The organism is Lentisphaera marina (genome assembly GCF_028745505.1).
Classification (GTDB): domain Bacteria; phylum Verrucomicrobiota; class Lentisphaeria; order Lentisphaerales; family Lentisphaeraceae; genus Lentisphaera; species Lentisphaera marina.
The window spans coordinates 695198-708156 of sequence record NZ_JAQZZL010000002.1 but is presented as its reverse complement, the minus strand read 5'-3'; the positions used below and the strand labels follow the sequence as shown (position 1 = coordinate 708156).

Annotated in this window: 8 protein-coding genes; 3 read left to right on the top strand and 5 right to left on the bottom strand. The window is 40.6% G+C overall.

Features of this window, described 5'->3' with window-relative positions:
- Window positions 1-6 precede the first annotated feature (6 nt).
- From moeB to PQO01_RS14085, 3 genes are all read right to left on the bottom strand, one after another.
- Entirely contained in the window at window positions 7-1092 is a 1086-nt protein-coding gene (gene moeB, locus PQO01_RS14095) for a molybdopterin-synthase adenylyltransferase MoeB (RefSeq protein WP_274314729.1), read from the bottom strand.
- A 55-nt stretch (window positions 1093-1147) separates the two neighbouring features.
- Complete coding sequence (locus PQO01_RS14090; RefSeq protein ID WP_274314728.1) at window positions 1148-3295, bottom strand: DUF4159 domain-containing protein; 2148 nt, start codon at window positions 3293-3295, stop codon at window positions 1148-1150.
- A gap of 137 nt (window positions 3296-3432) precedes the next feature.
- On the bottom strand, window positions 3433-5055 hold the full coding sequence (locus PQO01_RS14085) for an MFS transporter (protein WP_274314727.1): 1623 nt from the start codon (window positions 5053-5055) through the stop codon (window positions 3433-3435).
- 327 nt (window positions 5056-5382) lie between these two features.
- On the opposite strand from PQO01_RS14085, the gene PQO01_RS14080 reads away from it, so the two are divergent.
- The 3 genes from PQO01_RS14080 to PQO01_RS14070 all read left to right on the top strand — a co-directional run bounded on the left by PQO01_RS14080 (window position 5383) and on the right by PQO01_RS14070 (window position 10569).
- Complete coding sequence (locus PQO01_RS14080; protein ID WP_274314726.1) at window positions 5383-6720, top strand: hypothetical protein; 1338 nt, start codon at window positions 5383-5385, stop codon at window positions 6718-6720.
- A gap of 126 nt (window positions 6721-6846) precedes the next feature.
- A complete protein-coding gene (leuS, locus tag PQO01_RS14075; protein ID WP_274314725.1) occupies window positions 6847-9468 on the top strand; it encodes a leucine--tRNA ligase in 2622 nt (873 codons plus the stop codon).
- Between the two features lie 132 nt (window positions 9469-9600).
- On the top strand, window positions 9601-10569 hold the full coding sequence (locus PQO01_RS14070) for a DUF3500 domain-containing protein (RefSeq protein ID WP_274314724.1): 969 nt from the start codon (window positions 9601-9603) through the stop codon (window positions 10567-10569).
- Here PQO01_RS14070 and PQO01_RS14065 read toward each other — a convergent pair whose 3' ends face one another.
- Window positions 10570-10977, bottom strand: coding sequence for a DUF3293 domain-containing protein (locus PQO01_RS14065; protein WP_274314723.1), 408 nt, complete (start codon window positions 10975-10977; stop codon window positions 10570-10572). It lies immediately after the preceding gene.
- Window positions 10977-12959 carry an excinuclease ABC subunit UvrB gene (gene uvrB, locus PQO01_RS14060; protein ID WP_274314722.1) on the bottom strand — a complete coding sequence of 661 codons (1983 nt, stop codon included), beginning with the start codon at window positions 12957-12959 and terminating at the stop codon, window positions 10977-10979. The genes PQO01_RS14065 and uvrB overlap by 1 nt, the downstream gene beginning before the upstream one ends.

Sequence of the window (12959 nt, the reverse complement as noted above, 5' to 3'; positions counted from 1 at the left end):
TTTTATTTAAAGTAATTTATCCATTCCCTCATTAAGGTAATAGGACTTTATTTTATTCTTTTTTAAAACTAAATGCGCTTTGCGAGAACGCTCGCCATATTGACATAGGCTACAATAAAGCTTGTTTTCATCGAGTTCAGCAATGCGGTTTTTCAGTTCACTCAAAGGGATATGCTGGCTTTCGTAGGGAATCGGAAATAAAGACTTTTCAGCATTTTCACGAATATCTAAAAGCTCAACATTTTCTTGCTCATAAATCTTTTTAAACTCATCTAAATCTAAGGACCTTTTATCTTCTAAATCACAATGTTCTTCATGGGTCATGAGTGATTTTATACTTGCTTTATCACTGCATAATTGACAATTTGCGGACTTCGCTAATTTATAGCTACTGAACTGGCTATTCAGCATATCATAAGTAACAAATTTTCCGGAAGCACTTTCTCCCACATCTGCCAGGACTTTCAAGCATTCAACTGCCTGAAGTGTGCCTAAAACGCCCACCAAAGCACCTAGTACTCCAGCTTCAGAACAATTCGCAGTAATACCTGCCTCAGGCTCTTGGGGAAATAAACAGCGATAACATGGAGCTTCTTCATTTTGATTAAACACCGATAATTGCCCACTATAACGAGAAACTGCCGCAAAAATCAGTGGTTTTTTATAGAGGTAACTCGCATCATTACAGAGGTATCTAGTAGAAAAATTATCAGAACCATCGACTAAAACATCGTGTTTAGCTAAAAGTTCTGCGGCATTCTTTTGATCAAAGCGCTCACAAATACTGGTCACTTTTATGAAAGGATTTAACTGTCGCATTTTCGCTGCTAAAAGCTCTGCTTTCGGTAAACCTAAATCATCACTTTCAAAAGCGACTTGTCGCTGCAAGTTCGAATTTTCGACTAAATCAAAATCAACTATGGTGATCTGCCCCACTCCTGCGGCGGCCAAATAAAGCCCCACAGGGCAACCCAAGCCCCCTGCTCCAATTAAGAGCACAGAACTCTCTTTGAGTTTGTTTTGAGCTTCTTCTCCAAAGCCATCTAAGAGTAGATGACGACTATAGCGTAATTTTTCTTCTTCAGTTAGCATTTTCTACCGTGGTTTATTATGCGCCTATTTTACTCTCATGAGTGATTTGAACAAGTCAGTAGCTTAAAGCATAAGAAATAATATTAGTAAATAAGCGAATGGCAGATTCAGTATCAAGTCCACCAAAGTCGTGAGCACCGCCGCCAATTGAACTACTTAAATCATAGGGAGAAAGCACCAAAACGTAGCGTTGCGAGAGTCGCAAACCCTTGAGGAACTGACTCTGTCCCTTTGCCTTCCCCAACAAAGTTAGGTCTTGGGAATATGGCTCTTTGTAGAGTACGTGATCAAGTGGGACATTTGTCAGTTTCTCTTGAGGAAAGAGTTCTAAAATGAGTTCTTCGACTGATTCACTAAAAGCGGGTTTCGAGCAGGTATTTTCACAAAAAATGAAGCCCCCATTTTCCAAATAATATTTTAGATTGGCCTTTTCTTCTGTACTCAGCTTTAGTACTTTTGAACCTGAAAAAGAAATAAAGGGATACTGCTGCATGGCTTTTAAATCACGTAAATCCACTTCTTTGGCTTTGTTGCGGGAAGGAAAGTTCATAGATTGACGGAAATACGCTTGCATCAATTCTAAACCTTGAGATTTTTTCTGTAGGGATTGAACTCCCGAGTAAGCGAGGTAAGCCAACTGCATACCATCCTGATCATCTTTTTCATCCAGATTAATGCCTTTGTTTTTCACTTCTTTTTTGACTTCTAATTGCCTTTGGACTAAGCGACCTAAAAGAGGTTTTTCTCCCATCGCAAAACGAGCTAAATTAGCTAAAGTTAAGCGATTGATTTTGTGAACTTTCTTGGCTTCATACTGAATAGAAAAATCATCTTCCAATAAGAAGACTTTATGTTTTAAACAATGAGAACTTAAGACTTTTAAAGGCACATATTGATCACGTAAATCATAATACATTTGACGTAGCTCATGCTCACCAGGCAAATCCTCAAAGACGGCCGTTGGATAGATTTTTCTTAACTCTTGTAGGGCGCCATCTTCAAATGCTTGACTCGCCAATGCAGGTGCAATAAGGAGTGTGCCACCATCATCAAGAAACTTTTTTAACACTTGATTTTCTTCATCAGTCAAACGAGTGACATTGTAACCAGACCAATACAATATGGGCAATTTCCCCAAGGATGTATTTTGAGAACTCAAAGAAACTTTTTCCCAATCCACTTTTGTCTCTAGTAAATTCGTCAAATCTTTCATCATATTTCGACAGTCACTGCGACGTAAATCCGAGTTGTTTTTTGCAAAATTAGGGGTGAGTTTACCCATCAAAAGTGGCGTATTACCCTTTGCTAAAAAGAGTAAGGGGAAAAAAGCTTCACTATGAGTACGAAAACGAAATTGATTGCGAATCATACTCGTGGCGCCATAACGATACCAATCGACTCCCGCTATATAACGACGGTCAAAGAATATCCCTACTCGTTCTAGGCCATAACTTGTGTAACCATCAGAAAAAATACTTTGGGGAGACGTTTTAAGTGTGACTTCTAGTCTTTGCATCGATTTTTGAATCTTGGGGTTCGAAAGGTATTTACCAATAAAACGCGGTCCTTTTTTAACTTCTAAAGATTCTTCTAATTCTTCACCACATATGCTCAAAGAAGAGAGGCCCGCAGCCGTCATACTCGGAGTTACTGAGCGACTAGAAACATAACCCCAGCCTCCGTCTTTGTTTTGTTGATTTATATAATGATTTCGAGAACGCTCGAAAACCACGGCGGGAATTTTAACTCCTGCAGAACGTGCCGCATGCAAGCCCAACAAAGCAAATTGAGTGACCGAATTATCTCCTGGGCCGTTTCCCGTATAATTCCAAGTTCCATTATTTGCCTGTGTTCTAATTAAGACTTGTGCCTGCTTATTGATCTCGGTTTTATAGCGAACCTTGTCCACTTCTGCCAAGAGCATAATGTAAACAGAGAGGTCATAGATACGTGACGGTGGCGCATCTAAAAGCGCCTTGAGAGCTTTCTTCATGACTGGGTCACTGGCTTTAACACCGGCATAGGACAAGGCTAAAGCATTGATAGCCGTATAACCCTTGCCTCTACCAATATGACCATTGGGTAGCTGATCTGACTTGATCTGATTGATCAATAAATTAATTGATTGCGCCAAGTCTCGATCTGTTACTGCAAATAAAGCTTGCAAGGAAATAAAAAGACTTAGTAAAAAATGCTTAAACATGAAAGAGGCTCCATTAACTTAAGCAAAGTAATGTCTATGAAGATATTTAGCAAAGTGATAAGAGCTTTTCCATAAGATCAAGACAAAAAAAAGCGGCTGAGAATTAACTCAGCCGCTAAAAGATCTAGTAGAAAATCTTAGAGTTCTACACCTGGGATAGGCTCACCCTCTGGGTCGTCATGAACGTTATCGTCACCGTCTTCAAGCATTACAGGTTTGTAGCCACCTTGGGTTTTGAAGTAAAAAGCAATCAAACCAAAACAAATGAGCATCACTAAAGGAAATGCTAATGCAGTAGTTTGAAGAGCTCCACGACCAGCATTATCAACAGCTACTGCAAACTCTTTATCTTTACCTGCAGTCACCGCAGCAGTCTCAGCTTTTGCCTTGTCAATACCAGTGTACTTGGCAGAGAAGAAATTTTTCTCAGATTGAGCAGACTCGTAAATAACCGTATCAACTTTTTTCACTTCTTTAGCTAAATTACTATCATAAAATGCACCCATGATTGGTGTACCAATAATACCGACTGAAAGAAGCCCAATTGCTGACACCGTATTAAGTGTTAATGCGCCGCCTTTAGGGAAACGCTCTGACACTAACCCTAATACTGTTGGCCAGTAAAAAGTTTGACCAATAGCATAGAGAACAAATGCTGCAAAAACAACGCCACCAGAAACTTTAGAAAGCATAATCAAACCACACATTGAGAAGAAGGAACTAATCATCAATACGATAGGAGGGTTAAATCTGTGAAGAAGTGTACCCGCAAAGAAACGTAAAAACATCATAATGAATGCAGATAACGCAATCGCCCAACCTGCCCATTCACCCATTACTGGAGTCATAAGTTCTTTAATCCAAGCGTCAGTACCTAGTTCAGTTGTCGCCAAGGGAATCATTAGTAAGCATAAGAAGAAAAATAATGGTTTACCGATGCTTTTAGTGTAAGCACCAAAGGCCGCAGAAAAAACAAGGCCAAAACCAAGGCTCCACCAAATTAGATTTTCTGGATTAGTTGCAGTAAATACTTTATAGAGTTCGAAAAACAATAATGTTCCTGCAATCAACACACCTAAAAAGCCAACGTCTTGTAACATGGTTTTATAAGTAACATTTGCACGTACACGCTCATCAATTGGGAATTTAGCTTTAAGAAACATCACACCATAAATAGCTACGGGGAGCAACATCCACCATGAATGAGTTCTCCATGCCAAGCCACTAGAACCTTCAACAACAGCAACTCCTGCAGCTGATTCGGCAACCCCTACGGGTAAGATGAACAAGCAAGCAACCACAATACCGGCAGGCCATGCCGCGTGAAGTATGTTGAGCTTTGTTGATTTGTCATTGGTGTACATAGAAGAACACGCTGGGTTAATTACAGCTTCAACAATACCATGGCCTAAACCCGCCATGAAACAACCCCATTTTAAGAACTCAGGGGTATTGGCCATAGCACACATAACTACTGATATCGCTTGTAAAATAAATGCTAAATACATAGATGGCTTATAACCAACTTTGTCTACAATAAGACTAAATAAAATCATTGTAACCGCAATTGGCCATAAGGAATAACCAAATATAACACCAGCTTCTTGACCACTTATACCAAATTCTTTTTGCCAGTTACCCATTGTCATTACTCGGAAAGTAAAACCAACACCACAAGCTAATAGGGCTAAAAAAGATGCCCAAAACACCGTGGACTTCTCGGACTCAGTGAGCCCCGACTTACATGTTACATCACTCATATAAACACTCCGTTAATTTTTATTATAAGATTTTTAAAATTCTAAGATCTGAAAAAATCAATGCTTACAATAAATTCAAATCATTATTTATATTGTATGATTACGTCAAATTTTATGTTAAAACCACCATAAGCAATTGTTTGAACTCAGTCAAATCAAAACTCGCCAAGTTAATCTTTAATAATCATTTTAGAAAGGGTTTTTAATTATCATCTAATAAGGATTCATGAAAAATTCATCATAAATCAAACGCACTGAGCTTCATAGCCTTTTAGAAAGTCAATAAAGCACTTAAAGTAAAGAAACGTTTGATTAAAAGGATCCGTCATGTACAACCCTTTAGAATTCACTGTAGAAAACCTTTCTACCGAATTAAAAACCTGGTTAGATCTCGACAATCCTGAACATCAGGCAAAAATCATCAAGGCTCTTTCCGCCCTCTATAACGTCAATGGTGGACGGCTCATTATCGGCTTTTGCGACGACAACTGTCGCCCTGACCTAGAACGCAGACCCGATGGGGACATCCGCGAAATTTATTCAATTGACTTTGTCCTTCTTTTACTCCACCGTTATTGCTCCTCTGCTTTCCCTGTCACTTTAAATTTCTGGAAAAAAGATGGTCTCGAGTACCCCGTCTTCAACGTAGGCTCAGGTGTAAAGAAAATTATTGGTATCCGCAGGCCCTTAATGATGGGTGATAAAATGCTCATTCAACAAAACGTTGCTTATGTACGAGCTTTTAAGGCGGGCAAGTTTGAAACTAAGATGGCCGAGTACGAAGAAATGAATTTCATGATGGAAATCTGTATTGATAATCGCGAGGCCAATATAGCAAGATTTATGCGCCGTCACTTCGATGACCTGATGCAACAATTCACCGCACTCAACAATGTGAGCGAAGGCATTGACCTTTATAACCCTTTCCAGAATTTCGTCCTCAATTCTCGCCAACGTTTTTTGTATAATGCCGGCCCCAAGCTTAATCGTAAGTTTGCCTACTTAGAGGCCTCGGTCAATTTGAACCACAAATGCATTGGGCAAAGTTTAGACGGACGCTTTTTGGAGCGTTTCCTAGGGGCAAATCGCAACCTAAGTGGCTGGCCCTTTTGGTTGGATGTGCGTCAAGAAGGCAGTACAATCGAGCCCTATGATAACTGTTTTGAGGGCTACATTTGTCGCCTATTTAAGGAAGACACCATTCATGAACAAAAGAGCCACTTAGATTTCTGGCGTGCGAGTCCCGAAGGCTACTTCTACCACAAGCGAGTCTTGAACTCCGACCTCTATTTCCATAAAGAACGCTGCATGGATCCAGTAAGTCTGATAACTCGCATTTGCGAAATCATTGATGCTAGCATTAACTTTGCACGAGTCTTCTATATCCCCGACGATAAGAGTGCCAATATTGAAATCGTCCTCAGTGGTATGAAAGGCCGCAAACTCGAATCCTGGACTGACTACGACTATCACCTTCCTCTTGGCAGCCCCTGTGAATCGGACCAAATCACTTTAGATATTTGCATCCCTGTCCACACTTCTTTAAAGACTGTAAGTGTATTAATTTACAATCATATCAAAGAAGTCTTTTCGCACTTTCCTGGCGCTCGTTTGGATAACAAACTCATCAATGATATTATCCAACAAATTCGTGGTCGTAATTAGTCCACAAGCTCAATCATCTCATCCACTTTAAAAGAACTTAAAGTTCTTCTATCTGCCTATTGGTTTTTAGACTTCTTATGATAGATTTCCCGACATTTTTTTAAAATTTATAAACGAGAATCATTTATGTCTGAAATCATTAAAGATTACGACCACCTAGCCATCGAGAGTAAATGGCAAAAATTCTGGCTCGAAAACAAAACTTTTAAAGTCGAAAAAGACGAAACCAAAGCAAAGTTTTATGCTTTGGACATGTTCCCCTACCCCTCAGGATCTGGTCTTCACGTCGGTCACCCAGAAGGCTACACGGCTTCGGATATCATCTGTCGCTACAAACGTCAAAAAGGCTTCAATGTGCTTCACCCCATGGGCTGGGACGCCTTCGGACTTCCCGCTGAACAATATGCCATGAAGACGGGTGTTCACCCTTCGATTACGACTGAGAAAAACGTCGATAACTTCCGTCGTCAAATACAGGAACTCGGCTTTTCTTATGACTGGGATCGCGAAATTAATACGACTGATGAGAAATATTATAAATGGACTCAATGGATCTTCCTTCAGCTCTACAAAAAAGGCCTTGCAAAAATCGATAATGTCGACGTCAACTGGTGTCCTGCGACGCGCACTGTATTAGCCAACGAAGAAGTTAATAACGGCATGGATGAAAAAGGCAATGCGGTTGAACGCAAACCGATGAAACAATGGGTTTTCAAAATCACCGAATACGCCGAACAGCTCCTAGAAGGTCTTGATGATCTCGATTGGCCTGAAGGCATCAAAGAAATGCAGCGTAACTGGATAGGTAAATCTATTGGAGCCGAAGTCGACTTCACCGTTGATGGCCACGATGAAAAAATTCGCGTTTATACAACACGTCCAGACACACTCTTCGGAGCAACTTATATGGTTCTCGCTCCTGAACATGATCTCGTCTCTCAAATTACTACGACTGACAAAAAAGACGAAATCGAAGCCTATGTTACTAGAGCTCGCAATATGTCGGAACAAGACCGTTCAGAGAATAAGGAAAAAACTGGAGTTCACACGGGAGCATATGCGATCAATCCCGTTAATGGCGAAAAACTTCCCATCTGGATATCTGACTACGTCCTTTCAAGCTATGGCACGGGTGCCATTATGTCTGTACCTGCACATGATGAACGTGACTTCGAATTTGCCCAAGCCTTTGAACTCCCCATCAAATGTATCATCTCGCCAAACCTTAAAGAAGCTAAATACGAAGGTGTGGATGTTGAAGCAGCACTTGCTGGTAAAGCTTGTTGGACGGGCAATGGCGAACTCATTAATTCCGCTAATGAAGATGGCTTAGATCTTAATGGCTTGGAAGTTAAAGATTCCAAGCGCAAAGCCACTGATTGGCTCGTAAGCAAGGGCCTTGGCGAAGAAAAAACCAACTACCGTTTACGTGACTGGATTTTCTCACGTCAGCGTTACTGGGGCGAGCCCTTCCCAATTGTTCACATGGAAGACGGTTCCATTAAAACTCTTGAAAATGAACTTCCCGTACGACTTCCTGAAATGGAAAACATCCACCCTTCTTCTACTGGTGAATCTCCTTTAGCCAACGCCACTGAATGGCTTGATTACACTTGTCCTGAAACGGGCATGAAAGGTCGTCGTGAAACTAACACCATGCCACAATGGGCGGGTTCGTGTTGGTATTACCTACGTTATATTGATGCAGGTAATAGCGAAGCAGCTTTTGATCCTGAGATTGAAAAATACTGGATGCCTGTCGATCTTTATATCGGTGGTGCTGAGCACGCCGTCCTTCACCTTCTCTATGCTCGTTTTTGGCATAAAGTCCTCTATGATCTAGGCATTGTCTCTGTCAAAGAACCTTTCCAGAAACTCTTTAACCAAGGTATGATCCTCGCTGTTTCTTATAAGAATAAAGCTGGTTTTTGGGTTGGTACGGATCTTGTTGTTGATGAAAAAGGCGAACCCGTCCCCTCTAACATGGAACTCGATTCAACTAAAAAGTACTTCCATAAAGACACTGGTGAAGAGCTCGAGCAAATGGCAGGTAAAATGTCTAAATCTCTCTCAAATGTCGTCAACCCCGATGATATTGTTAAAGAATTTGGTGCTGACTCACTCCGCCTCTACGAAATGTTCATGGGTGCCCTAGCGGACTCTAAACTTTGGATTACTAGCAGTATCAATGGCATCAATAAATTCTTGACGCGCTGCCATAAACTTGTTGTTAATGAAGAAGGTCAACTCAATTCAAATATTACTGACGATGCCGAACTCAGCGAAGAGTCACGTCGCACACTTCACGCCACAATCAAAAAAGTTGGCGAAGACATCGAAAGCTTTGGCTTTAACACAGCGATTTCACAAATGATGATTTTCATCAACGAATTTAGTAAACTAAAATCTATTCCAAAGTCAGCCATTGAAGATTTTGTTACCATACTCTCTCCATTTGCACCTCACCTTGCTGAAGAACTTTGGGAGAAACTCGGACATAATGAAACGATTGCTTATGTTAAGTGGCCGGAGTTCAATGAAGATTACCTCAAACTCTCTGAGGTAGAAATCTTGATTCAAGTTCTTGGTAAGCCAGTTAAAAAAATTATGGTAGCCGCTGACTGCGATGCAAAGCAACTTGAAGCTATTGCCTTGGAAGATACTGATGTTAAATCACGTATTGAAGGTAAAACTGTTCGCAAAGTTATTGCGGTACCTGGCCGATTAGTTAATATCGTCGCCACATAAAGCCTCATACACTTCAATAATCAGGTCATAAGTTTTCAGCTTATGACCTTTTTTTGTGTTTTATTTTCTATTCACTGTTAATCTAGGCGAAGTTGCAGCATAAATATAAGATATCAATTAACGGAGTTTGTCATGATAAAAGTATTTCTATTAAGTTTATTCACCCTCAACAGCGCTCTCTTTGCCCACGGTTTTGATGAATGGTACCAAGAGCTCGATGAAAAACAAAAAGCCCTTGTGAGTAAAGACTTTGATTCTGCTGAGCGAACTCAATGGCACTATGTCCCCATGAAAGAACGAAAGGGCTTAGCGATTTCCGCAATGACTCAAGAGCAGAGTGACGAAATGTTTCATATCATGGCTCATGTGCTCTCTGATCAAGGAATTAAAAAAGTTAAAGCTGTGATCGAAATGGAAAAAATCCTCCGTGAAGTCGAAGGCGATCATCGTGACCCAAAGAAATTTTATTTCACCCTCTTTGGCAAAGTTAATCAGGGTAAGTGGGGCTTCAGTTTTGAAGGTCACCACATTTCAGTCAATTTTACTTTTAATGACAAGACCTTAATCAGCGGCACCCCCCTGTTTTTTGGTGCGAATCCCGCAAAAATTTTTAAGAACTCGAGCTCAAGCCTACGAGAAGGTGAACGCCCTCTCGCTTTTGCGGAAGACGCAGCCTTTGATTTAGTTAAATCTTTTGATCCCTCACAAAAAGCCTTAGCTCATAAAGAAAAAATCACCATGCGTGACATGAAGGAAGGCAAAAAAGCTAGCCCAGGTGAGTATGATAAAGATGGCATTAACTGGAAGCAACTGAAGTCACAACAACAAAAGGATTTGATGACTCTGATTCGCAAAGCCTATATTGATGACTTACAGGAAATTTATGCCAATCAAGTATGGAAGGAAATTGAAGCCGACAAGGAGAACATGCGCTTCACTTATTATGGTGGAACTAACTTACAGGAGCCTCACCATTACCAAATCATTGGTAATGATTTAGTGATCCTCTTATTTAATACACAAAACGGCACGCAAAAAACTAAAGTGAATCACGTTCACCAAATCTGGAGAAGTCGCAAAGCTGATTTTGGTGGTAAATAATTACTCAAAATCTCGATTCAAGATGAGCTTGGCCTCTGAATTTTTGAGGCCATAAACAATCGCGTTTTGCTGATGTTTTTTTGCTAATAAAACAGCTTCTTCAAGACTTATATTCAAGACGAAAAAGCTATTCTCTATGGGCCAGTCGGAATCTTTCCCACGTCCCAAGCCATGAAAAAAGTCATAGTCTAAAAGGTCTTGCTCTAAGCTTTGATTTCTGGCCTCATTCTCCATAGGATTCAAGAGTTTGGAATAGGGATTGTGTGCTGTAATAAAAGCCCAAGATTCAACTTTGCGTTTCTCGCAAAAGGCCCTCAAATCCTCAGAACATTGATCAATTTTAATACAGAGATCAAACTCAGGCACTAAATAATCTGTTTGCTTGTAAGCTTTTATTAAGTCATTCATCAGTAAAGCTTTTCTTTCAGCTCTTTGATTTTATCTCTCAGTTCTGCAGCACGCTCAAATTCTAATGCTTCAGCAGCTTTAATCATTTCATTTTTCAAATCACGCAAAAGCTCTTCACTAATATCCTCTTCACGCAACTCGACGACACTTTCTTTTTTATTCTTTCGTTTTCCAGGAGCTGAGCCACCACCCGAGAAAAGGCTTTCTTGTTCTTTGCGAATAATTGTCTTGGGCTCAATACCATTTTCTTCATTGAATTTTATTTGTTTCTCGCGACGCTTACCGGTCTCATCTAGGAATCTTTGCATACTTCCAGTTATTTTATCCGCATAGAGTATGCAACAACCATTGGCATTCCTTGCCGCTCGACCTGAAATCTGTAGAAGCGCTGTTGTTGAACGCAAGAACCCCTCTTTATCGGCATCTAAAACGGCCACTAAAGATACCTCGGGCAAATCCATGCCTTCTCGCAAGAGATTGATACCTATAACGACATCAATTTCTCCCGATCTCAATTCACGCAGAATCTCAATCCTTTCAATCGTATCAATTCCAGAATGAATATAAGTACATTTTACACCCAAATCTTGTAAGTAATCACTCAAGTCTTCCGATGTCTTCTTAGTCAAACAAGTGACGATTACACGTTCTTTCCTTGCGGCACGATCCCTTATCTCCGCTAACAAATCATCCACCTGTCCCGTAAGGGGACGAATTTCTACTACTGGGTCAAGAAGCCCTGTCGGGCGAACAACTAACTCCACCACTTCCTGACTTTTATCTATTTCATAATTTGTGGGAGTTGCCGACACAAAAATAGTTTGTCCCATTTTCGCTTCAAACTCTTCAAATTTCATAGGGCGATTATCTAAGGCTGAAGGAAGTCGAAAGCCATGGTCGACCAAACTCGACTTACGGCTTTTATCACCATTATACATCGCTCTAAACTGCGGAATGGTTACATGGCTTTCATCGACAATCGTAAGGTAATCATCCGGAAAGAAATCTATTAAGGTAAATGGACGCGAACCAATCGGCCTCCCAGTCACATAGCGCGAATAGTTTTCTATCCCTTGGCAATACCCCAACTCGGCAATCATTTCCATATCGTAATTAGTTCTTTGATAAATGCGTTGGGCCTCTACTAACTTGCCTTCATTTTCGAACTTAGAGACTTGCTCATCTAATTCTTCCAAAACTTGGGGAACCATTTTTTCTAAACGATCTTTTGAGGTAGCAAAATGTGATGCGGGGAAAATCAAAGTATTTTCCATACTCTCTATCACCGAATGATTGAGTTCATCACGCAGCGTAATTTCATCAATCTCATCACCAAAAAACTCAATGCGAATATAATCATCCTTGTAAGATGGAAAAATATTAATCACATCGCCACTGACCGAAAATTCACCTCGACTCGGCGCAGTATCGTTGCGTTCATAACGACTGTCAATCAACAAGTGGATGAGTTCATCCCGGTCCATTTCATCACCAACTGCGAGCTTCACACTCATTCGTGTCAGCATTTCGGGATCCCCTAAGCCATAAATACACGAAACGGACGCTATCACAATGACATCTCGTCTCTCAAGTAAGGAACAAGTTGCCGACAAGCGAAACTTCTCTATCTCATCATTTACAGAGCTATCTTTAGCAATGTAAGTATCTGTTTGCGGTATGTAGGCTTCGGGCTGATAATAATCAAAATACGAAACAAAGTATTCGACTCGATTTTTTGGGAAAAAATGTTTAAATTCACTAAAGAGCTGCGCTGCTAAAGTTTTGTTCTGTGCCAATACCAAAACGGGGCGCCCCGCCTTCGCCAAAAGTTGAGCTGCCGTAAAGGTTTTTCCTGAGCCAGTCACCCCCAAAAGAGTCTGAAATTGCTGTCCAGATTCAAGCCCTGCTAAAAGTTTTTCTATTGCTTCCGGCTGGTCACCTGCAGGTTCAAAATCAGACTGTAATTGAAAGGGGATTTCCAT